We start from the raw sequence: 24598 nt of genomic DNA on the forward strand, positions 1-24598 counted from the left end.
CGGGCTCGGAGGTATCCTCAAACCCGGGTGTTTTAATGTTCATGAGCTTAGCGCATATCCTGTGTTCTAGCTTCTGTTACTGCTAGTTTTTTAGGAACATACTTCTTATGGAGCCATTCGTACATAATTGGGATAATAATAAAACTGTTACATGTGGACGTAATCATCCCCCCGATTACCACGATTCCTAGCGTTTGAGAAATTACAGTATCCGCACTATGTGAGAACGCAAGAGGTAATAACGTAAGGATTGTAGCACCGGCAGTCATCAAGATTGGTCGAATCCTAGACAGACTGCCTTGTAATACAGCTGCTTTTACATCCATTCCTTCTTTTCGGTTTCGTTCGATCTTGTCGATTAATACAATTCCGTTCGTTACCACGATTCCCGTCAGCATCAGCACACCAATTAAGGCAGCTAAGTTCCACTCCCCGCCGAATAATACCAGTGCAACTACTACACCACTTAAGGCAAGCGGAATGCTGAGGAGTACAGCTAGTGGAGCTCTCCAGCCTTTAAATACTGATGAAGTAATCAGTAACACTAATAAAATGGAGAACGCTACAGCAACTGACATATCAAAAATCATTTGTTTGACTTGTTCTGATATGCCTCCCATAGAATAACTTACACCATTCGGAAGCTTCATGTTTTGCAGTGTTTGATCCACTTGGCCTGAAACTTTGCTAATGTCATTCGATGTAATTTGAGCCGTAACGACAGAGAATGGTTGACCATCTCGTTCACTAATTGTAGACGGAGATGCATCTTTTGTAATCGTTGCTAATTGGTCAAATCTTACACTGTTTCCATCTTTCGCTTTAAATGTTTCACCTGCCAGTGAGGACATTACGTCGCTTGGCGAAGCATTAAGCTGAACCTTTGCATCTTGTCCAGAAGAAATTTGATCTAGGTATACGTCTACTGGAAGGCTCTTGTGATCAATCGTGATAGTTGCATCTTTTGTCTGTACCATATATCTGTTTACTACTTTCAGGATATCGGCAACATTCACACCTCGTTGTTCAATGGCTGAACGATTTAAAATTACTTTATATTTTGGTAACCCATTCGTTAGATCTACTTTTCCATCTACGCTTAATCCAGATATTTTTGCTAACTCGGTTCGAACTGTTTGAGCAGTTTGATCCAGTGTCGCTTGGTCTGCACCAGTCAGCAATAGTTTCATTTGAGAATCGTCGCCGGAGATATTCTGGCTGGTCACAGTGTATGCTACTTTATCAGAAAGATGTGGTAACTCTGATTGCAATGTGGTAATAACTGAATCAGCATCCTTAGCATCTTTCAATGCAATAGACAGATTCGCAACATTTGGATTCTGAATAAATCCTCCACCTTGGTCAAATACATCATCACTTTGAGGGGTCATCGTGGACCCAAAGCTAGATGAATAGGATTTTACCTTAGCATTTGTTTGTAAAGCTTTTTCTACTTTTTGAACTTCCGCATCTACCTCTGGTAAGGTACTTCCTTTAGGTAGTTCCATCTTAACAGCAATTTGACCAGATTTAGCGCTTGGCAAAAAGCTGACAGGGAGAAATGCAGCATAAACGGCTGCGAAGATAAAGATGATTCCGGATACGAATAACATTGTCTTTTTACGCTTAAAAGCAGATTGTAAAATCGGCTTCATTATCGGCTCCATGCTTACCGTTTTTTTATTGGATGGAGCACCTTTCCAGCCCATGAATGCTAAAGCTGGGATAACGAACATCGCAACAAAGAATGAAGTAATAAGCGCAATGACCACTGACCAAGCAAATCCGCTGTAAGATGCACTTATAATGCCTCCTACCATGGCGATTGGTATATATACTGCAATGGTTGTTAAAGTGGACGCGAGAATTGCAGGTAACATTTCCGTTACGGCAGACGCCAGTAATGGAAGTAAAGCTTTCTCGTTCGATTCTTCTCTTTTACGGTACATGTTATCCAAAATGACAATCGAATCATCCACAATTCGTCCCATCGCTACAATCAGACCGGAAACCGTTAAGATATTTAACGTGATACCCATAGATTTCAATATCGCAGTTGTTGCCAATAAAGAAATCGGTAATGAGATTGCGATGAGTAAAGTGGATCGAACATTACGGAAAAAGAAAAAGACACAAATCATAGAGAATAAACAGCCGAGTAATCCTTCTCGAACTAACCCAAATAAGGAACTGTTTAACTCCTGTTCACGATCCAATAAGGCATGTAACGAAACGTCACCATTTTTAACGGATGCAAGATGTTGCACTCGATCTTTTACCTGTTCTGCTACGTCGGTAATATTAGCAGAAGGTGTTTTAATGACGTTTAGCACCACGCTAGCTTGACCATTTGTTCTAGACACGGTCTTCATATCATTTAAGGAATGAGAGATATCTGCGATCGATGATAAAGGTACGGATTTCCCTTCCGTATTTTTAACAAGTACATTTTTAATTTGTTGTTCATCTAGTGTTAATCCATCGAAGCTTACTGGGATGGATAATTGATTATTTAACATCGTTCCTTTTGGCAAACTTGGGAGAGATGTAGCTAATGCTTTATTGATATCATCTAGTGTTAATCCGTTTTTTACTAATTCTTTCATGCGTACGGTTAACACAAACCCATCTTTTGCTCCTCCAAAGACGCTCACATCTGAAACACCTGGTACAGATTTCATTTGCTTCACAATGTCTTGTTGTACGTTAGAGCGCAGTGCTTGTTCATTAAACTTAGAACTTGTTAAGCTATACGTTAAAATAGGAAATGAACTTGTAGTTACTCTCGTCACAGTTGGTTTCGCTGTAACAGTAGGCGGTAACTGAGCATTTGCCAATGCTTTATTTACTTCATCTTCCGCTTTCTTCATGTCAAAATTCATAGGAAAATACAAACTCATAAACAAACCACCATCATATGAGGTTGTCTCTACGTTCGCTAATCCGTCTGTAGTTTGTACAGCACTCTCAAGCGGGTCTGTAATCTCCTTCTTGATTTGATCTGCTTGCTCCGCAGGAACACGCATACTTACTGTAAGAGTGTTATTATTAATTCCTGGTAAGTAGTCGCGCTGCATTTGGAAAGCAGAAATGCCCCCCCAAGCCAATATAATGAGAGCACAAACAATCATTAATATGCCTCGTTGCATCGTTCCCTCAACAATCTTCTTCATTCTCTTATCTCCTTGTTTCATTCATGTAAATGGAATCTTCAAAATTCAAAATAAGTAAATTACAGTACATCAAAAGAGACAAAAATAGAAAATACAACATTTCCCCATAATAAGAAAAAGTTTGTTTATCAAGTAATCATAGAGCCTTGTACTCTTATTACAGCCTCTTTTTCATTAGAAAAAATCCTCATTTTTCCTGATGTAGATCTTTATAGCTGTACTTAGCTAGGAAAGGGATATGTTTCGTTAATCTGTTATACATGTAGAACACTACTTGTACCAAAGGCTCCAGTTTTTTGGAGGACTGCATAATCAATATGCTTGCCCCATATGAAATAAGAGCGCCACCAATCACGTCCGCAGGATAATGGACTCCGACGAATACACGTGAAATACCAACAATGATAGCCCATACTAATACGGGATACTTCCACGAATCGTTTCGCAGCAACATCGTACATGCTATAGAGAATACTAATACCGCGTGATCACTTACAAACGAAGAATCGGCTGGATGCGGTATTAACTGGTGAACATGATGTGTTACGAATGGACGTGGATGATAGTAGACAAGGTGCAGGATTGCGTTTATGAACAATCCCAGTAAGCAAGAAAAGACAGCATATACAGCTGTGTACTGTTTTTCCGCTCGTTTTTCTTTGTTTGCAAACCATAGGAACAACATAAGTGCGATTGCGACATAAGGAACGCTATTAGTGATGAATATCATTCCTCTATCTAGATAAGAGGAATGACCGGACCAACCATTAATCCATTGAAATATTTCATAGTTCATATTGTTCATCTCCTTGCTTATATGGTTTTGGTTCCTCGTGTAAAATCAAGTTGACCAAAACATGCATTCTGAGTGTATCGAGGGAACCTGAACATCCTATGAAAATTACATTAAAAATGGATTAAAAAAGAAAAAGAAACGAGAGTTTAGTGCTATAGTGGTTTAAAAATGAAGACAAAAACAATTGGTAACCAATTGCATGTGCAAAGCATCTTTTGTTACCTAAAAGATAAGAACGAAAAAGAATCAGGCTCGGAGGAATGACATGGAACATTTTATTTCAATATTTGAGCATCACAGTTATCTAATTTTATTTGCAGTGATCGTACTTGAACTTATTGCGATTCCTATTTCAGGTGAATTCTTTATGAGTTATGCCGGATACTTCGTGTTTCAAGGAAAAATGGATTATACTTTGGCTCTTTTAACAACGATCGCTGCAGGGGGAATTGGCATCACAATCACATACTGGATCGGAAGGATGGGTGGCTATAGACTCATTGAGAAGTACGGGAAGTATGTTCACCTAGGTCCTAAAACATATAACAAAACAGCTGCCTGGATGGAACGGTCTGGTAGTAAATTATTGTTGTTTGCGTACTTCATTCCCGGGATTCGGCACTTTACAGGGTACGTATCCGGCATTTCCAAAATGCCGTATCGAACCTTTTTTATTCCAGCTTATATAGGGGCAAGTTTATGGGGAATTTGCTTTATTACACTCGGGAAAATATTAGGACCGCGCTGGGAGGACTTCCATAAATCGGCCGGTCGATATCTGATCATCATTATCCTTGTACTTGCTTTAGTTTTAGGAGCGTTACTAGCTTACCGATTTTATAAGAATCAAATCAAAAGCTTTTTCGTACGACTGCTTAACAGGATCATGTCTTACTTTCGAACCATCCGGGCAACGAAAGTATTCCTTATCGGTCTTACACTGGCCTTGCTAGGAATGATTATCTTAATGCTCGGACTTGCGCAGGATTACTTATATAATGAATTTACTCAGTTTAATGAAGTTACTGCATATATTGTCCATTCTATATTCCAAACAGGATGGATAAGTAGTATGAGAAGACTCCTTGTGTTGCAGTCTCCCATCGTATTTAGTGTCCTAATTATTATTACGATTTTAGCCATTTGGAGAAAAGGGAGGAATAGATGGCTTGAAGGCCTTTTGCTGACTATCACTATACTAGGGGCGCACATATATCATAATGCGATCTTACATGGACTGTCGTATTTTCATTTTGTTGGAAAAGAAGCAGCAACTCGCTCTCCTGCTTTTCCGGATGAAAAAGCAACAATCACCATCATTATATATGGCACGTGCTTATTTCTAACGCTACGCCATCTGAAGAATACGTATATACAATTTGTTGGTCCCATCCTGGGTATCTTACTTTTATTATGTGTAGCTATTTCGAACATTGCGCTTTATCATGTACTTCCGAGTGATATCGCAGGCGGATATGTATACGGCGCAGTGTGGATGTTTTTGAACTTCTTGCTGTTTGAGATGTTGCGCCTTACAATAAGTAAGTAAATGTAATATCCAGTGTATACAGACCGTTTTCACGGGGAACATGTCGGGTAATGAATGCGGAAAGAAGAGGAGATTATGAACAAACGTATTTTAGTCATAGAAGATGAAGTGCAAATAGCAAGGGTTTTAAAGTTAGAACTTGAGTATGAAGGATATGAAGTGTTAGTGGAACATGATGGAAAATCAGGATTAGAAGTAGCCTTACACGCAAACATAGATCTGATCTTGCTGGATGTAATGTTGCCGAAATTCAGTGGTATAGAAGTATTGCGACGATTAAGAAAAGCAGATATCTATGTACCGGTAATCCTTTTAACAGCCCGGAATACAACGTTAGACAAAGTCATGGGCTTGGACCAAGGGGCAAATGATTATGTTACAAAACCGTTTGAAATGGAAGAACTTCTTGCACGGATACGTTCATGTATTCGTTCGAGCACCATGATCACAGCCGGTGCTCCATCAAATGAATCCCCCCCTTTTTTATCTATTGCTGATTTATCGATAAACATCGATACGAGAGAAGTGACAAGGAATGAGAAATCCATTTCACTAACTCCCAAAGAGTACGATTTATTAGTGTATTTGCTTACTAATAAAAACAAGATTGTAACACGTGAAGGCATTCTTACTCATGTTTGGGGATATGAATACGAAGGCGAAACGAATGTAATCGACGTGTATATTCGGCATCTTAGAAAGAAGATAGACGAGGAGTTTTCTTCTCCATTAATTCATACAATCCGAGGAGTAGGCTATGCCATCAGGGAGAATTAATATGAAGATCACAACAAAAATCAATCTGATAACGACAGCTTGGCTACTCTGCATATTACTGATTATAAACGTTGTTGTATTCTTTTCTTTTATGAAGACGACTGTGAATATGGAGGAAGAAGTGCTGTTTCAAAAAGCACACGATATTATACAAGAACTTCATAAAAAAAATGCAACGACGCTGACAGAAGACACATTAAAATCATATTTAGTCGACCATTCTTTCATTCGGATTGTAAATCCTGATTCTCATGTTAAAAGCCAAGTCACGAATGATAATCATTTATCTGATATAGAAGGTAAATTCTCTAAAAAGTCTGAGTCACAGCTACGCAAAATTCGCGAGGAGCAAATCTTGATCATTCGCGTTCCTATTACTTCGCATAATGATGTTGTGGGAACTTTGGAGATGGGTGAGCGTTTAACCGGACTTGAAACGAGAAAAGACATTTTATTATCTATTCTTATTGCTTGTTCCGCTATCGCCATTATATTATCTCTTCTCGGGGGAAGATGGTTATCAAATATTATTATGCGACCTATTTCTAATATGATTAGAACGATGGAAGATATTGAAAAGAGCGGTGTTCCAAAAACAATAACCATTCATAAACAAACAAAAGACGAACTTGAAAAACTGGCTACAACGTTTAATCGTATGATCAGGAGGCTACAAGAAAATTCCGAAAAACAAAAACAGTTTATTTCGGATGCCTCCCACGAACTAAAGACTCCTCTTACAGTCATTAGGAGTTACGCCAACTTAATAAGAAGACGAGGTATACAAAACGAAGAAATCACAATAGAAGCGATTGAGGCAATTCATTCAGAAGCAACTCGAATGCAAAAAATGACAGAAGCATTACTAGATTTAGCTGCGTCAGAAAAAGAAAATATTTTAGAAGTAAAATCATTGGATTTGATATCGCTATGTCACAGCATTCTACAGCAATTCAAAGATGTGTATAAAAGGGAAATTACACTCCATTACAGTCAAGCTCCTATCGTAGTTAAAGCAGATGAACTAAAGATAAAACAAGTCATCATCATATTGCTCGATAATGCCATCAAATATAGTTCTGACAAAATTGAAGTGTTTTTAGAGAAGAACGCAGAGTATGCTTTGATACGGGTAAGAGACTATGGGACTGGTATTCCAAAGGAAGATGTAGAACATGTTTTTGAACGATTTTATCGAGTCGATAAAGCAAGGAGCCGAGAGACAGGAGGGACGGGATTAGGACTAGCTATCGCAAAAAATATTATGAAACAGCATAAGGGAGAAATTAAGATACGAAGTGAAGAAGGAAAAGGAACAGAAGTGGACTTGCTTTTACCGGTTTCCTATACGAATCAATAAAGTGGAGGTGATGAAATGAATTCTTCGGCTGAACCTAACAAAAAAGGGCTATTTACAATGAATCCGATGATTCTTGTACTTGGCTTTGTCAGTTTATTTACTGACCTATCGAGTAATATGATTATGCCTATCCTGCCTCTATATCTTACGTCCGTTTTACACGTACAGGTAGGGTCAATCGGTATCATTGAAGGAATAGCCGAGAGCACTGCCAGTGTTTTAAAATTGTTTTCCGGCTGGATTACGGACCGCCTGGGTAAACATAAGCTACTCATGTTAATTGGCTATGGTCTATCCAATTTGACAAAACCGCTTTTCGCGTTAAGCGCCTCCTGGAGTCAGGTTCTTATCATTCGTTTTTCTGATCGGTTTGGTAAAGGAATAAGAACTTCGCCGCGTGATGCGCTCGTTGCAGACTCCACCACGAAAGAAGAGCGTGGGAAAGCGTTTGGTTTTCGCCGTGCTATGGATGCCTTGGGTGCAGCATTAGGACCATTGGCTGCTTTTGGGATTTTAGCTATTTATGCAGGGAATTATCGTCTCGTATTCTGGCTATCCGTTATTCCTGGGATTCTGGCAGTTATACTTATCATCTTTTTTTTGAAAGAAAAGGATCGAAGAGAAAATGTAAAACAAGCAAACCTTCCGAAAATAGGTTTTAGAAATCTAGATCGTCGCTTTATTTGGTTTTCTTTGATTTTCACGTTTTTTACGGTGGGTAATTTCTCTGATGCTTTTCTAGCTTTACGGGCACAGGACGCAGGGATGCTTCCCGCTTTGATTCCACTAGCTTTTTTCGCATTGAATATGAGTAGCAGTATCTTTTCGATGCCTATAGGAATGTTATCTGACCGTATTGGTCGTCGTCCCGTCCTCATTTCCGGGTTTTTGATTTTTGCAGCCATTTACTTTGGATTTGGTATAGCAAAAAGTGTTTCTTGGATTTGGGTATTGTTTATTTTATATGGATTTTACTACGCTTTTACCGAAGGAATACAAAAAGCTTATATTGCTGATATTGTACCCGAAGGGCAAAGAGGCACAGCGATGGGTACCTTCAATGCCATGACCGGTTTGGCGGCATTGCCAGCAAGTATTATGGCAGGCTATCTATGGCAGATGTTTGGACCTATGGCCGCTTTCAGTACGAGCAGTGCGATTGCCGTAATCGCTGCCCTATTAATGATGATCTTGCGCATTTAAGGAGGTTTGTTTTAACGAAATGAATTTGAAATTGCAACTAACCCGTGCATTCTTTATTAGTCTTTTGTGTGCCAGCGCATTTGGATTCATCGCGCTGCTTATTAGTGATAAGAAAATTATTGAGTTTGATAATATTGTCATTTCTTTCATTCAAGGATTGGAATCTCCAACGCTTACCAGTATTATGAAATTCTTTACTTTCATCGGGGCGGGATTTCCAGTTGTTTTTCTTACGTTAGCGATCATCTTCTTTTTATATAAGGTTTTGCATCACCGAAGAGAGTTGATTTTATTCGTGTGGGTTGTTATCGGATCGGCACTTTTAAATTGGATATTAAAAATCATATTTCATCGTGCCCGACCAACTATTCATCGCATTGTTGACGCGAATGGATTCAGTTTCCCTAGCGGACATTCGATGGCAGCCTTTAGTTTGTATGGAATAGTCACTTTTTTGCTGTGGCGGCATGTTAAAAGTTCATTCGGCCGTAGCATTTTAATTTTAGTTAGTGCAATCATGATTCTTGCGATTGGGATAAGCCGTATATATTTGGGAGTTCATTATCCAAGTGATGTACTGGGTGGTTATTTAGCCAGCTGTTCTTGGATTGCAATTTCAATTTGGTTCTTTCGTTGTTCTTGGATTGCAATTCCAATTTGGTTCTTTCGTTGTTCTTGGATTGCAATTCCAATTTGGTTCTTTCAACGATTTCAGAAAAGGCATAATAAACGGATGATAAAACAAAACTCGAACTAAACAAAAATAAATGATTATATGTTCAAAGGCCAGGAGGAGTTATCTAGTTATGATAACTCCTCCTGGCCTTTCTTAATTATGTATCACATTTCTTTGCAAAGAGCATACATCTCATTGCTCACTGTAATGGTTCTTCTAATTGTATGATCTATTTTATGGTAAAGAGAAAGTTTCCTCCCTATTCATCTCGTTATGGATATAGACAAACTGCTTAATCATTTCATTTAAATCAATCTTTGCTTTTGTAGGAATCTGATGCTTTACATTATCAATGAACTTTAATTCATTACATGGCAATTTTTCGTGCAACAGCTTGGCATAATGATAAAATATTTGATCTTCCTTACCATAGACCAGCAAAATCGGAAGATCAATGTTTTCTAGCTGGCTGGTACAATTATAGTGCAAACTATAACGATAATACTGCTCGATATTTCTTGCATCTCCTTTTCGGGCTTCTTTAAACATCTTTATGAACAACTCTAGTGTATTCGAATTACTCCTTGAAATGGATAGAGCCAGGACAGAAACGGCTCCTGCTTTCGCAAGTGCCATCCCTAAAGAAATCTTATTCTTTAGGCGCCTATCCTTCACTTCAGACATTCCGCTAATTACAATGCCTCCTAAGGACCGGTCGGCATAAGTCGCCAAAAATTCCAATACGATAGAGCCTCCGGTCGAATATCCGCATATGAATGCTTTATTGATTTCCAGATGATCCAACAGATGTCTAATATCTTCAACAATCAGCGGATAGGTTATCGGTTGTCTTGAATACTGACTCCTTCCGTGACCTCTAATATCAAAAGTAATAACTTTAAACTTTTGGGATAATTCCTCTATTTGGTACTTAAAATTCACGTGAGTGAGTACAGGGGGATGAATAAAAACAATCGGAATCCCTTTTCCCTTAACTGTATAATACAAACTAATACCATCCACATCCAGCATTGGCATATATTCAATCACCTCAATATCCTGAAATCGTTCCCCATAGTATAAGACCTTTTATCTTACAGAAGAATTTATATGACTTGCTATATTAAATATAAAAAATGGTTAGAGAAATACGTTCTTTATTTACATAATTTTGATACATCTATATCGCCCATTCATAACAAAAGGCTCTAATCATTTTTAAAAACTCGACCGATTTGCATCAGTCGAGTTCCTTCTATCGCCCTATTATCAAGTTTTAAACATAAAAAAATAATAGTCAAAGGTGAATTTGTATCAATCCCATGTACCTTGCTTATTGCCTGGGTTCGGAAGCATGTTTTTAATTTGGCCTCCTTGATTACGTCTGAGTGCATAGGAAGCAACCCCTACCCCAACACCTAAAGCTGCTATTGTTGACCATGTACCGATATTAGAACGTCTTCTTCTTCCAAGCCCAATAACGTTAAACAATACTGTCACATCCTTTTTTGGAATAGGCTTTTGTAAGCCATTTATAATATACAACGAATGAAAATACTCCATACTGAAAACAAATTTCCAGCTCCTAAATGCTCAAAACATGTGAAAAATGTACATAAAACTGATACGAAAGGAAAACGCTGATGATAGTAGTCAGCGTTTTTGAGTTTATATTTCCTATTTCATGTTAGCTTAACGAAATTTTATCAAAGAACAGATACGATTATAGGTATGTATAGTCCATACAATGAAAGGATTCCATACCCGCAAAGTATTGTTAACCACTACACCACTTAAACTCCCCAGTAAGGCACTACCTATAATATCAGATGGATAATGTTGTCCCATCCAAATGCGCGAGAATCCTGCCCAAAAAGCTAATAGCCACATAATACAACCCAATAAACGCTTATAAAAAAGCACAGAAGTTGCTACTGCAAATGCTATTGCTGTGTGTTTACTTGGAAATGAAGAATTCATTTTTGATGGGGATGGAGGTAATACACGTACATTGTGTTTCAAAAATGGACGAGGTTTAAAATAGAACCGTCTTATAAAACCATTTATAAATAATGTTATTCCTGCAGATATCCCTGCATATAACGTGATTTTTTTATAAACATTATTACGAAACCACATTAAGATGAATAAAAAGGCATACAAATAACGTACTTTTTGAGAAATTGTTATCATCATATTATCTAAAAGCGGATAACGGCCGACTAATTGGTTAATAGCTCTAAATATCCTGTAGTTCATAAGAATGTCTCCTTCAATGTTACTCCAAATACTATTGGTAGTATTTACGTATAAAAAGTAAATATGTATTACTTCTACTTGTATCGTACGATATTGCAACTCGATTCATGTCAAGTTAACATACGCCGCGTTAAACATGTCTGCTTTTTGTTTCAAAATATAATAACAGAATTTCCATCATGGATATTCTTATAAGCGGACATAAGAGTCGAGGAGTTTATCCTGAAAAATAGAGAAAAGACAAGAATAAATATATCGTAGATGTATACGAAACGCAAAATTTGTCGGAAAATGAAGAAAATTATTATTGTTATTTAAGAGGATTTTCGCTGTTTAATATTTAATATGTAACGTCGAGGAAATAAATCAACAGTCATCAATGTTAAGGGAGAGATTTCGACATGAGTCAAACAGAAGTTGTTATTGTAAGTGCTGTAAGAACTGCAATTGGAAGTTTCGGAGGTAGTTTACAAAATGTTTCCGCGCCTTCGTTAGGTGGAGTTGTCATCAAAGGAGCACTTGAAAAAGCTGGGGTAGATGTAAATCAAGTAGATGAAGTCATCATGGGGAACGTCTTACAAGCTGGACTAGGACAAAATCCAGCAAGACAAGCTGCTATTGCTGCAGGCTTACCTCAAGAGGTATCAGCCCTTACTATTAATAAAGTATGCGGATCTGGTCTAAAAGCGGTTCATTTAGCAACACAAGCTATTCTTGCCGGGGATGCAGAAGTGGTTGTGGCAGGAGGCATGGAAAATATGAGCCAAGCTCCTTATTTGCTGAATGGGGCTCGCAACGGATTTAAGATGGGGAACCAAAACTTAGTAGACAGCATGATTCAAGATGGATTATGGTGTGCCTTCAATGACTACCATATGGGAATTACGGCTGAAAATCTCTGTGATACATATAGCATTTCACGTGAAGAACAAGATGAGTTCGCTGCTTGGAGTCAGCAAAAGGCTCAAGCTGCAATCGAATCGAATCGCTTTGCTGATGAAATCGTTCCCGTAGAAGTACCAGGTCGAAAAGGGCAAGTAACAGTATTTGCTCAAGACGAATTTCCTCGTTTCGGCGCTACAGCAGAAGGATTAGGAAAACTTCGTCCAGCGTTTAAAAAAGACGGATCTGTCACAGCTGCTAATGCTTCAGGAATTAACGACGGTGCTGCAGCATTTGTCGTAATGAGCCGTAAAAAAGCAGATGAATTAGGAATTAAACCATTAGTAACGATAAAAGCGAATGCGAATGCAGGTGTGGATCCAAGCATTATGGGAATCGGTCCTGTTCAAGCAGTGAAAAAAGCTCTTGAAAAAGCAGCTATCCAATTAGAAGATATCGATTTAATTGAAGGAAACGAAGCTTTTGCAGCTCAATCTATTGCTGTGGATCGGGAACTTCATTTTAATAAAGAAAAATTAAATGTAAATGGCGGCGCTATTGCGCTAGGGCATCCAATCGGTGCCAGCGGTGCCCGCGTTTTAGTAACACTTATTCACGAAATGTTAAAACGTGATAGCAAGACAGGATTAGCAACACTTTGTATCGGCGGCGGACAAGGGGTAGCGACAATTGTAGAGCGCAGCTAAATCATGTGAGAAAGTTCTGGTACAAGAAATCTATGATTTTCTAGGCTAGATCATAATCGAATACCCTCCTATCTTTTTTAGATAGGAGGGTATTGTGTTTACATAACCCAGATTATCGAAAGTAAGTAAACAAATTTTGTTACTATATATGAGTGAATTATAATTTCGACATGTCCATGTGCCATGTGCAACGAAAAGGGAGTATTGCATACTTCTTCTCTCTGGTTTACCCTTGCATGAATCACTACAAAGGTTTGACCGCTTCTGTACGTCGCCGGATGATCTCTCCCCACTATAAAAAGACGGTTTTTTATTCACTTGTATATAGATTTGTAAAGTTACTTACTATCTCAATACCCGCTTACTCTTTCGATACAACTTGGTAACTGCTATGTTTCCGATTCTGTAGATTCTGTATTATGCCATTTTCATCTAGGCTTGTCCAAAAGCGATCTGGCCATTCCATTTTGGGATGAAAATTATATAGTAGGCATTGAGTGAAAATTGATGCGTTTACCCACTTTGTTTTAAACATGTAAGGCTTCTTCTTTAGAAAACTAAGAGGATCAACAGAAATAGAAAAATCTATATATTCCGCAAATGTTCCATCAAATCCTTTAGGCCAATATTTCTTAAGTGGATGGGTTGAAACACGTCCGCCTGCTTTTACATGTTCATATGTTTTAGTAATCCATTCCTCGAGGGATACTCTAGTAAGCGGTTCTTGCATATCCTTCCAACCAGCTAATAAGGATCCATGCTTCCCCCATTCAATCCTGATAATCGGGCGTTGTCCGTTTTCGTGAGCCTCTTCCACCGCTAACGTAGATTCAAGTACACGACTGTGGAAAAATGTCATTACTTTAGTAATTACGTCCTGAGTTGGATTATATTCGATCCATAATTCCTCGTGATCGCAAGGTTCATAATCATCGGGAAAATCATAATCATCTTCCCAGAACAAATGGTATCCAATCAAAGGTTTCGTTGGATGGTGAATAGCCACTACATCCTTTAATGGGAAACATTCTTTTGGAGTCGTCATCAAAATCGGGCAAAACTTTTTTATTCGGCGAATGTCTTCTTCTGTACATTCTTGAACGGGGTCTATCTCCAACACCCGACGGTATTTCTCCCCTGCCCGGCGAAGGTTTCCATCTAAATGATAATATTCTGCTTGCATATTAACATATTCCATTTGTTCGGGTTTTGTGTGTTGAAGGATTTCAAGTAATTCAACGCCCAGATGGAAATAATCCTTATTTTCAACTTTTCCGTCCCTTACTTGCTCTAATAATGCTTCTCCTGCTTTCCTGAGCTCGCTCGTATAGATATCAATCATTTCACTCTCTCCCAAAGAATCGCCTCCGGTTGCTTTTCCGAAATCTCGACGATTCGTGTTGATGTAATCATAGGTCGAATAGGCATGAAATCATTACCTAGGAAAAACGCTGTACGTATACCTGGAATAACAATCCGATAATCTTCTGCTGCTTCCTCGATAGGTACATAACAAGCTGTAATATTCTCAATTTGCTCTATTGTAGCTCCTTGTGGTAACTTAACCGTAGTTGAGAAGGGTCCGTCTACACTTTCATAAGCTAATTCCGGATATCCGTCGATGGATGTATAAATTTGTTTATCTTCCGTTAATTTCACGCGAATATCTATCCTACCGATACGGTGATTTCCATTTACTGAATGACGAGCGACTTGTAGGAACAAATAATTTCGTTGATCCGCTAAAAAAGGATTCTGGGGATTTGACAATTGTTCCAATGCTTCCTGACGAAACATTTCTTTTGCAGTTACTCGATATGTCCACAGAAACATATTCATTACCGCTTCACGGTTCACCTTACGTGAGAGACGTACAGCCGGTCGTAACATATAACGATAGTTGGAACTAATATCGTCTGATACATTTCCATTTAAGGTTTTGGCCTGCAATACCGGGTGTTGTCCTAACTCCCTGCTTCCACGAAATATCGTTGTTACATGTTCAGGTCCTTGGAATTCTTCAATCTTACGTTCATCTTCAACTATATTTCCTACAGCGTCAATCCGTACGCGATATACCCATTCAATATCCGTTGTCCTTCCCCATTTCGACATAAGAGCAGGAGCAGTAGTTCCCCAATCCTCATGACTGAAAATAACATGATATTCTAACGTCATAGACATATCATCGTGCTGATCGCAATAGTAGTAAATTAATAGAGGCGTATCCGTAAAGGTACTTTCATACGGATGGCTGACATTACGTCCATAAATTAATGGCGTATGTCGATAAAAAATAGAATCCGGATCCTTGTCCTTAATTTGTCGAACCTCTACCTTATGAAAACAAGCTTCCTTAATCTCAGCAGAAGAATGCTCTTCCTTAAACAAAAAAGTAATCTTATGCTCCCCTGCTTCTAGCCGTCCGAGCAATCGTTGATATAAGAACTGTTCCGCACCATAGTAAAAAATGAAATCTTGATTGTAGTTCCCATCTACATAAATAGTAACAAAGGCTGATTCCTTGCCCCGTATTGCCCAGTCACCGTTTGGGACAGAAGCGATTACATCTAGAATTACCTCTCCGGGTTCATTCAAATTGAATTGACAAGCATACCCCTGGCTTACGTTTAACGTAATAGGGCCACCTGGGAAAGAGTAGGATTGAATATAATGTTCCATCATAGCCTCCTAAAATTGAAGAAGTTTCAGAAGTGAATCATGAATAAATCCGTTTGATGCTACGAGTGTACGGTTTTCAAGATTATACAGTTGACCGCAGCGCGTGGTTACTTTGCCGCCGGCTTCCTGAAGAATGAGCAACCCAGCAGCTGTGTCCCATGGGTTAAGTTCATCGTGCCAAAACCCCGATATTAATCCTTTGGCGACAAAACATAAGTCTAAACTGGCAGCTCCTAGTAAGCGAATGTTTCTGCATTTCCCAGTTAGCGCATGTATTTGCTTGCTGACGGATGAGTTTTCCTTCCATTCTTTAGATGGAAATCCTGTTGCAAGCACAGCTTGTTGAATTCCGCTTTCTTTACTTACCTGTATTGATGTTTCATTATGAAAAGCACCTTCACCTTTTACGGCATAGTAAAGGTCATCCGTTGCAGGATTATACACTACACCAATCATCGGTTCTCCCCCATTAACAATTCCGATCGATACAGCAAAATGAGGGATTCTATGAATAAAATTAGTTGTTCCGTCAATAGGATCTATAATCCAACCAATTCCGCTCTTTTCCTTCTTTATGATTTCAAAAGGATCTTCTTGTCCAGTTGCTTCCTCGGATAAAATCCAATGGTCAGGATACATTGTTTTAATTTGCTTCCGTAATAAATCTTCGCTAAGTTGATCTACTTCTGTTACAAGATCAGCATGATTTAGTTTCTGTTGAATGGTGTTGCTTTGATTCATATTTTCTAAAATGAGTTGCCCTGCCTCTTTCGCAAATTGAATAGCTGACTTAAGATATTCGTTTTTCATGTTCATCCGAGCCTTTCCCCTGTTTTCATATCAAACACATGAAGTGCGTCTTTCTTTATCGCTAAGTCAAGGATAGCTCCGATCTCCGGTCTTAATTGCGGTGAGGTCATAAAACGAATATAGGTTTGTTCCACTTCTGCACTAATTAGCGAAGCATGGCCTAAGGATTCTGTGAGTAACACCTTCCCTTTCAATTGAAGATCTCCCTCGCAACCAATACTAATGTCATGAGGACGAACTCCAAAGTAAACAGTTTTCTCACCCTGAAAAGGCGGAGCTATCGGTAAAGCATGTACGGTTTCCCTCATCTTGAATTCGCAGGAAGTTCCATTGGATAATAGTGTCCCCTTTAAGAAATTCATCGGCGGTGTACCAATAAATTGAGCAATAAAGTAACTTTGAGGCTGTTGATATAAATCGATAGGCGTACTGTATTGCACAATCTCTCCCTCTTTCATTACAGCAATTCGATCCGCCATCGTCATAGCTTCTTCTTGATCGTGCGTAACCATAATTGTTGTGATACCAAGTTCCTTTTGCAGGCGGCGTATTTCTTCCCTCATTTCGATTTTCAGCCGGGCATCAAGATTGGATAAAGGTTCATCCAATAATAAAACGCGCGGTTCTTTTACAATTGCCCTTGCTAGCGCAACACGTTGTTGTTGTCCACCTGATAGCTCAGAAGGTTTACGCTCCAGGAAATTTTCAAGATGTACCCTCTTTGCCGCCTCTTTCGTTCGGTGATAACGCTCTTCCTTGGGCACCCTCATTTGCTTTAATGGAAAAGCAATGTTATCTAGAACCGTCATATGTGGGTACAACGCATAACTTTGAAAAACCATTCCAATGTTTCGATCTTTCGGTTCTAAATCATTAACAGGTTCATCATCGAATAAAATTGTTCCATCATTTGGTTTATAAATCCCTGCAATCATGAGCATTGTAGTTGATTTCCCACAACCGCTAGGGCCAAGTAAAGCAACTAACTCTCCATCAGGAATGGTTAAATTTAAATTTTCAATAGTATTGGCATCTTTATGAAACGACTTTGAAACGTTTCTTAGTTCAATTTTCATATCCTTTTTCCTCCACTAGCACTTACTTGTAACAGTGATTTCTGCGTTGTGATAAACAAGACAATAATAGGTAACATATAAAATAAGGAAACTGCACTAAGTAATCCGTAATTAATTAGGTTCGGATCACTAATTAATTTTTGGAGATAAGCAGACAACGTCACGTTATCATCACTGACTATAAAACTATATAAAAGAAGAAATTCGGACCATCCAGATAAAAATGAAAAAATTGTAACCGCAGCAATCCCCGGTTTAACAAGAGGAAGAACAATTTGATACCAAACCTTTAGGCGACTGCATCCATCGATTAAACCAGCCCATTCAACATCCCAAGGCACCTCATCGAAGAATCCTTTAACGATCCATGCAGTCATCGGTATTTGAAGAGCAGTTTTGACCAAAATAACTCCCCACAATGTGTCATACAAACCTAAGAAATTTAAAATATAAAATACTGCAATTAACAACGCTACACTAGGAAATGCATGCAATAGCAGAGTCACTTGCATGAGTCTCTGGCGTCCAGGAAAGCTGAGACGAGCCAGTGCATATCCAGCCATTAATCCAATAACGACTTCGAGTAACGTTAACATTCCGGAAAAGAAAAAGGAATTCCACGTTGCCGTCCAAATACTAGGATATACTGTTCCTCCCTGCTTGATATTAGACCAAAGGAATCTCCAATTTTCCAATGTGAAATGAATAGGAATAAAACCATATTTCATTTTCTCTGAAAATGAATTTAGGATTAGCCAAATATACATCGCAAGAATTGGAAATGTTGTAACACCTAAAATAATATAGGCAATAGCATAAGGTGATTTACGTATCCACTTCATAAAACGTTGAGATCCCCTTCCTTAATCAACACGTGAATTTTTTACCATTTTATTCATCCCAAATACTTTCCACAAAATAAAGGAGAACATCAGCGCGATAACAACAAGAACTAAAGCAACGGCTGAACCATAGCCAAATTCAAAGTTTTGGAAAGCATTATGAAAAGAATAAAGAGAAAGCACTTCACTTTCATGTAACGGTCCCCCTTTAGTCAACAGAAGAATATATTCATAGGAGGTTAGTAAAGAAAGTAATTGCCACATAGTTACAAACATGATGGGCCAACGTAAGGAAGGGATAATAATCTCTCCAATTATTGACCAGATAGATGCCCCATCAACCTTTGCTGCCTGATATAAATCCTGTGGTATAGATTTAATAGCAGAAGAAAAGATAATCATACCGTAAGACGCTCCAATAATCCCATTGGCTAAAATGACAACTAGCATTGGATGGGTTGTCAACCAAGCTTTAGGCTCCAGATGCATAAGAGACCGGATGCTGTTAAGTACACCATAAGAACTCGAATCTAAGAACCATAGCCATAGTAAAACATAGACGACTGGGGGGGACATGCGCGGAAGCATCCAAACTGTCCTAATAAACAAACTAACCGACTCTTTTTGAATAAAATATGTGGTGATAATAGCCAAAATTAAAGCAAATACAACGTTAATAAATAGAGTAAAAAAAACATAGACCAGTGTATGGTTAAGGATTTCCAAGAGGTTAGGGTCATGGAACAACCTTTTAAAATTAGCCAACCCATTAAATGTCCATTGCATGGAAGAATCCATATTCGTGAACGCCAAAATTGTAATTAAAATGACTGGCACAAAAAAGAAGATGGCAATTAACAAGGTAAATGGACCTAGCATGACAAAAGGCAAGCCCCATCTTCGGAAAAAAAGCATCGAATTTCCTCCTTAAATGTATGTACCTGGCATAAAGCCAGGTACGGTAGCAATGTTTTTATTCAACTACTTTTAATTTATCGCCTAGAGAAGATTTTAGTTCTGTTTCTACATCCTTTAATGCTGCTTCTGGTGTTTTCTTACCTAATTCGACAGCTTGGATAGCTCCAAAAATAGCCTTAGAATATGTAGGGAATCCTTGGGCATTTGGTAAGAAAGTTGTATAGTCCAGCATATAAGTAACCTTGCTCAATGTAATGTTTTCTTTAAATTTCGGTTCCTCTGCGGCTTTCTTCGTTACCGGTAAATGTGTAGTAGTAACATCATGCTCGGCTTGAAGTTTTGAATCTGCAACCAGTTTTAATAATCGCTGAACTAATTCTGGATGCTTCGTTTGAGAAGACACAGTATACACAAACGGGTGGGATAATGTTACAGGTTTTCCGCCTTTATCCGCTGCAGGAATTAGCATCATGCCGAAGTGTTCATCTACCCACTTCGCATCTACTTTTCCGAGTTGATCATGGAAGTTATCTTGACTCCAGTTAAATACATTCCAAATTCCACCGTAGAAGAACAGGGATTTCCCGTTTACAACCGTTTTATGAACGCTTGTCCAGTCCATCGATGTAAGGTTGTCCGGGAGCAATTTCTTTTGTGCAAGATCATGGAAGTAGTTTAATTGTTTCGCAACAGCTTTTTTATCAAGAACAATTTTGTTATCTTTCTCATCATATAACTTGGCACCGTAATCATAGGCAATTTCTTGGAAATCCGGGCCATCTACCGGGCGATGGATAACTCCATATTGAACCAATCCTTTTGCCTTTGCTTCTTCAGCCAATTTAGTCATATCCTCTAAAGTAAACTCACCTTTCTTAACACGTTCAGGAAGGCTGTTGATTTGATCATCTGACCATCCTAACTTCTTTAAAACATCTTTGTTATAAAATACAGGTCTTGCTTCCGTATCCTGTGGAACTGCATAAACATGTCCATTGTATTTAACGGAATCCCAGAGTTTTGGGAATACATCGGAATAGGATTTATCTTTCTTTACATCATCTAACGTTTGAATATAATGCCCGTCTGCCAACCAGCCAATATTTTCATGACCTGTAGCATAAATGTCCGGTTCTTTCTTTGCTTTAAAGGCTAACATGAATTGTTTTGCGTAATCATCCCAACTTCCTTGGAAGATGTTAGGCTCTACCTGAACTGTAGTATGCTTCCCTTCCTTTTTCAGCTGGCTATTAAGTTCTTCAGCGGCTTTAACCAAGTTATCTACTCGCGTTTTTTCAGCCCCTGCCGTTTGTGCCTTAATTACCACTACTTCATCTTCTTTTGCATTTGCACTCTCTTCTTGATTTCCACAACCTGAAAGAAGACCTACTCCTAAAACTGCTGAGACAAGAACTGCTGAGACCATTTTCTTCATGTTTTTCACCTCATACACCTTTCCGGGAACGTTCCCATATGTTTTATAATTTGATATTATTACTGACTTGTTAAATGCATATAAATTCAAAGCAAAGAATTATTAATCTATTTGTTGCTTGTCTTATTATAAATTATAGGTTCATATGCTTATGAAGATATTCTGTAACCATTTCACCGCCTTTTTCATTATCATTAACTAATTGAATACTATAAATTGCAAAAAGATTAGGATGAGATGTGGGAACGTTCCCACAATCCCATTAAAATTTAGGGGGTTCTCTTGCTTCCCCATTTTTTAATCAATAGATTTATTCCTCTTTTCATTTATAACTATAAAATTTAAATATTTATGCAATATTATTAAAACTTAAAGATAATGTAAATTTATAATAAGCTTGTTTAACAATTGAATATTTATTTCCTCAGGGCAATTTAAATAACTAGTATAGACACCCATCATAATGATGGCGATGCTGAATATCTTCTGAGGAGCAATTGAGATGCGCACAGAACTAAACAGTCCAAAATGACGCTTAATACGCATCCTCTCATCTTCATTCTCCCTTTGTAGATTTCCGCACGATCATTTGAGGCTCGTATTCAATTCGCTTCGGAGTCACTTGCTCTTTTTTTATCAAGTCATCGAGCAACAAAACAGCATCCTCACCCATTCTCATTTTATCAACATGCACCGTTGTTAGCGGAGGATGAAACATTTTGGAATAATCAATGTTATCGAATCCTGATACAGCCACATCCTCCGGTATTCTCAAGCTTTTTTCCAAAAGCGCCTGCATCCCCCCTAAAGCTAACATATCGTTTGTAGCGAAAATAGCTGTCGGTTTCTTGATACAGAAACGTTCCCAGATGATGTATAAACCTTTATGCCCATCTTCAAAGGTAGAAGTAGGAGAATAATATATATCTTCCTGGCAAATATAGCAGCCCAACTCATGCATGCGTTCTAAAAACCCCTGCAGCCGCAAATGATGGCTCCGATGTTCCTGCGGACCAGCAATCACGGAGATACATCTATGACCTTGTTGGTATAAATGATCGGCAACCATTTTCCCTCCTTTTTTATCCTGGTTAACAATCTGAATCACATCATCCTTTTCTATCGTTCCGTTTACTATAATATAAGGAATGTTAAATTTATCAATATAACCGATGACCTCTTGACTAAGCCGACTGATTAAAATTAGCCCGTCTACCCTTTTTTCCAACATATAGTCGGCAGATATTAACGACAATTCCTTATCTGTTGTCACAAACACAGAGTAGTTTAAACGTGCTGCACTCATGAGAATAGCATCCAGAATTTTCCCGTAAAAGGGATGCGAAGCAATCGGATGATGCTGGCGGTATATAATAACGCCAATGTTGTTCGTCCGTTGTGAAACCATAGCCCTTGCAACCGCATTCGGATGGTACTGCAATTCTTCAATAGCCTCCATTACCTTTCTTTTAGCATCCTCACTAATATATCCTTTTCCAGAAATTACTCTAGAAACAGTGGATTTTGAAACACCCGCAAACTTTGCAATATCCTTAATCGTAACAGTCATCTTATCACCTCATCTCTTTTCTAGTATAAATGCGATTTGTTAAGTGAATGTTAACAATTCAGCTTTGGCGCAAAAATATTCACTAGAAACATAGAGCCATTCATTTCTTGCTCTATCTATGAACAAAACGCCTCTCAAGACGTTTTATTTTTTCTTCAAGATGAAAAGTTTCTTATATATTTTTCATTCTATCACCATCTTTCTTTCATCTCATTCCAACCTCCCTTCTTTACACTAAGAATCACTAAGACATTGCGAGGTGATAAAGCCCCCTCCCGAACAACCGAACCTCTAAACTCAAATGAAAAGAGAGCTTTATGCTTATTCCTTTCCGCTTAACCCGACCATATTGAAAATATAATTCTTGGGCAGGAGGAGAAATAAACGATGGGTATTTTAAAACGAATTAAAAATATCGTAACGGCAGATGTACATGAAACATTGGACAAGCTGGAGAACCCGGTGAGCATGTTAAAGCAATACTTAAGAGACACAGAAGAACAGGTCGCAAAAGCTCAGCATGCACTGTCTCAGCAGCTATTCTTAGAAAAGAAATATGAGGCACTTATTGCAGAAACAGAGGATATCATTGCAAAGAGAACACGTCAAGCTGAGCTTGCGCTGTCTCGTGACGAGGATAACATGGCTCATTTGGCTTTACAAGACAAAATCACCAACGAGAAGAAGCTAGAAATGTATCGAGAGAATTATGAAATGACAAAACAACAGACAGCAGCACTGTATGAACAGATCGACAAGCTGCAGGAAAAATATCAAGAATTGCAATATAAAAAGCTTGTGCTTGTTTCCAGACTAAATGCGGCTCGGGCAATGAAACAGAGCAATGCTGCGCTTGCTTCTTTCCATACAGAAAATGCTGTGAAAGGCTTTGCGCGTGTAGAATCATATATTCAGAAGCTAGAAGCTGAAGCTGCTGCCAGCAACTACTTTTACCAAATCAGTTATGCCTCTAAGGCACAAGCTCTTGATAACAACTTACAGGAAGAAGTACAAAAAGAACTAGAGCAATTAAAAGCAAACAAATAATTCCCGTGTTCATATAAATGGATATACACTAGCAAGAAAGGCCCTCTCATTCCTGTCCCCCGGAATGAGAGGGCCTTTTGCATTATGTGCATGTGATACTGCTGTATATACAACATAAAAAATTCTCACATTTTGCACCAACACCTTTTGGGATTATCCTAAACATTGAAATATCTGTTTCTCTTTAACAACTTGCTTTAGTTTAAAAGTAATAGTATTCCAAGTCTCATTTTTATAAGTATTGATTAGTGCTGGCTCTAAACATAAAGTTTGAAAGAAGTTGTCAAGTTTCTTACGAGCATAATTGAGAATTTGGTTCTCATAAAAGAGGTTTCTTTCTTGAATTTTTTTCGTTATTTCGTTAAGCAAACAAAATGTAAAATCAAGTATAGCAAAGTGTAACTTACCACAATATGTCTCTATTCTCATTTCAACCCACACCTTCCTTCAAAATTGCAACAAAAGACAAATTTACAAATCCTTAACATAATATTAACAAAAATCAAAACAATTTTACATAAAATTATAAAAATTCAAAAAATATTGTTTAGAACCCGAAATTGTGCATTTTAAAAGAATGATTTATAAAAGTAGATATTTTTGAACGTTCGCGGAAATCAATACAATATTTACAGACATTTTTTATTTAACACAAGCAAAAGAAACCTGTTCAAATAAACAGGCTTCTTTACATATCCTAGGTTATAGGTAGTTAAATATTAGTTCTAACTAGAACTGTTGCCATAATATAATCGATCTATCGGTAGTTAGTTGTACAGAAAAACTACTATCCATTTGTATTCCGAAGCAACACATGCATCTGGCAATGAACACAC

Annotated in this window: 21 protein-coding genes; 7 read left to right on the plus strand and 14 right to left on the minus strand. The window is 38.2% G+C overall.

The annotated features are described in order from the left end of the window. Positions 1–47 precede the first annotated feature (47 nt). Both H540_RS0125820 and H540_RS0125825 read right to left on the minus strand, forming a co-directional pair. Positions 48–3173, minus strand: a complete 3126-nt coding sequence (locus H540_RS0125820; protein WP_028403032.1) for an efflux RND transporter permease subunit — start codon at positions 3171–3173, stop codon at positions 48–50. A gap of 187 nt (positions 3174–3360) precedes the next feature. Further along, entirely contained in the window at positions 3361–3969 is a 609-nt protein-coding gene (locus H540_RS0125825) for an undecaprenyl-diphosphatase (RefSeq protein ID WP_028403033.1), read from the minus strand. Positions 3970–4234: 265 nt separating this feature from the next. Here H540_RS0125825 and H540_RS0125830 point away from each other — a divergent pair, with 265 nt between their 5' ends. From H540_RS0125830 to H540_RS30935, 5 genes are all read left to right on the plus strand, one after another. After that, a complete protein-coding gene (locus H540_RS0125830; RefSeq protein WP_028403034.1) occupies positions 4235–5518 on the plus strand; it encodes a VTT domain-containing protein in 1284 nt (427 codons plus the stop codon). 75 nt (positions 5519–5593) lie between these two features. After that, a complete protein-coding gene (locus H540_RS0125835; protein ID WP_028403035.1) occupies positions 5594–6295 on the plus strand; it encodes a response regulator transcription factor in 702 nt (233 codons plus the stop codon). 1 nt (position 6296) lies between these two features. Beyond that, positions 6297–7655, plus strand: a complete 1359-nt coding sequence (locus H540_RS0125840) for a HAMP domain-containing sensor histidine kinase (protein WP_028403036.1) — start codon at positions 6297–6299, stop codon at positions 7653–7655. 15 nt (positions 7656–7670) lie between these two features. Continuing rightward, positions 7671–8858, plus strand: a complete 1188-nt coding sequence (locus H540_RS0125845; protein ID WP_245592357.1) for an MFS transporter — start codon at positions 7671–7673, stop codon at positions 8856–8858. Positions 8859–8877: 19 nt separating this feature from the next. Then, positions 8878–9615 carry a phosphatase PAP2 family protein gene (locus tag H540_RS30935; RefSeq protein ID WP_081415285.1) on the plus strand — a complete coding sequence of 246 codons (738 nt, stop codon included), beginning with the start codon at positions 8878–8880 and terminating at the stop codon, positions 9613–9615. Positions 9616–9768: 153 nt separating this feature from the next. Here the strand turns inward: H540_RS30935 and H540_RS0125855 are convergent, their stop codons facing one another. From H540_RS0125855 to H540_RS0125865, 3 genes are all read right to left on the minus strand, one after another. Further along, on the minus strand, positions 9769–10572 hold the full coding sequence (locus H540_RS0125855) for an alpha/beta fold hydrolase (RefSeq protein WP_028403038.1): 804 nt from the start codon (positions 10570–10572) through the stop codon (positions 9769–9771). A 276-nt stretch (positions 10573–10848) separates the two neighbouring features. Beyond that, complete coding sequence (locus H540_RS0125860) at positions 10849–11025, minus strand: hypothetical protein (protein WP_155891150.1); 177 nt, start codon at positions 11023–11025, stop codon at positions 10849–10851. Positions 11026–11226: 201 nt separating this feature from the next. Continuing rightward, positions 11227–11793: an undecaprenyl-diphosphatase gene (locus H540_RS0125865; RefSeq protein ID WP_028403040.1), complete on the minus strand. Its 567-nt coding sequence runs from the start codon at positions 11791–11793 to the stop codon at positions 11227–11229. A gap of 401 nt (positions 11794–12194) precedes the next feature. Between H540_RS0125865 and H540_RS0125870 the strand changes: the two genes are divergently transcribed. After that, on the plus strand, positions 12195–13382 hold the full coding sequence (locus tag H540_RS0125870; RefSeq protein WP_028403041.1) for an acetyl-CoA C-acetyltransferase: 1188 nt from the start codon (positions 12195–12197) through the stop codon (positions 13380–13382). Positions 13383–13743: 361 nt separating this feature from the next. Here H540_RS0125870 and H540_RS0125875 read toward each other — a convergent pair whose 3' ends face one another. From H540_RS0125875 to H540_RS0125910, 8 genes are all read right to left on the minus strand, one after another. Beyond that, positions 13744–14724, minus strand: coding sequence for a tetratricopeptide repeat protein (locus H540_RS0125875; RefSeq protein ID WP_028403042.1), 981 nt, complete (start codon positions 14722–14724; stop codon positions 13744–13746). Next, positions 14721–16064, minus strand: coding sequence for a hypothetical protein (locus tag H540_RS30940; protein WP_051317280.1), 1344 nt, complete (start codon positions 16062–16064; stop codon positions 14721–14723). The genes H540_RS0125875 and H540_RS30940 overlap by 4 nt, the downstream gene beginning before the upstream one ends. 9 nt (positions 16065–16073) lie before the next feature. Next, positions 16074–16880 (minus strand): inositol monophosphatase family protein, encoded by an 807-nt coding sequence (locus tag H540_RS0125885; RefSeq protein ID WP_051317281.1) that lies wholly within the window; start codon positions 16878–16880, stop codon positions 16074–16076. After that, positions 16877–17950, minus strand: coding sequence for an ABC transporter ATP-binding protein (locus H540_RS0125890; protein WP_028403044.1), 1074 nt, complete (start codon positions 17948–17950; stop codon positions 16877–16879). Before H540_RS0125890 ends, H540_RS0125885 begins: the two co-directional genes overlap by 4 nt. Beyond that, the gene (locus tag H540_RS0125895) at positions 17947–18792 is read right to left on the minus strand and encodes a carbohydrate ABC transporter permease (protein ID WP_051317282.1); all 846 of its coding nucleotides are present in this window, start codon (positions 18790–18792) and stop codon (positions 17947–17949) included. Before H540_RS0125895 ends, H540_RS0125890 begins: the two co-directional genes overlap by 4 nt. 21 nt (positions 18793–18813) lie before the next feature. Beyond that, a complete protein-coding gene (locus H540_RS0125900) occupies positions 18814–19707 on the minus strand; it encodes a carbohydrate ABC transporter permease (RefSeq protein WP_028403046.1) in 894 nt (297 codons plus the stop codon). A 58-nt stretch (positions 19708–19765) separates the two neighbouring features. Then, positions 19766–21145: a sugar ABC transporter substrate-binding protein gene (locus H540_RS0125905; protein WP_211241933.1), complete on the minus strand. Its 1380-nt coding sequence runs from the start codon at positions 21143–21145 to the stop codon at positions 19766–19768. A 556-nt stretch (positions 21146–21701) separates the two neighbouring features. Further along, entirely contained in the window at positions 21702–22715 is a 1014-nt protein-coding gene (locus H540_RS0125910; RefSeq protein WP_028403048.1) for a LacI family DNA-binding transcriptional regulator, read from the minus strand. 387 nt (positions 22716–23102) lie between these two features. Here H540_RS0125910 and H540_RS0125915 point away from each other — a divergent pair, with 387 nt between their 5' ends. Continuing rightward, positions 23103–23762, plus strand: a complete 660-nt coding sequence (locus H540_RS0125915) for a PspA/IM30 family protein (RefSeq protein ID WP_028403049.1) — start codon at positions 23103–23105, stop codon at positions 23760–23762. Between the two features lie 153 nt (positions 23763–23915). Here H540_RS0125915 and H540_RS35760 read toward each other — a convergent pair whose 3' ends face one another. Then, positions 23916–24191, minus strand: a complete 276-nt coding sequence (locus tag H540_RS35760) for a hypothetical protein (protein ID WP_028403050.1) — start codon at positions 24189–24191, stop codon at positions 23916–23918. Positions 24192–24598 lie beyond the last annotated feature (407 nt).

The organism is Ectobacillus panaciterrae DSM 19096 (assembly GCF_000430785.1).
GTDB classification, from domain to species: domain Bacteria; phylum Bacillota; class Bacilli; order Bacillales; family Bacillaceae_G; genus Ectobacillus; species Ectobacillus panaciterrae.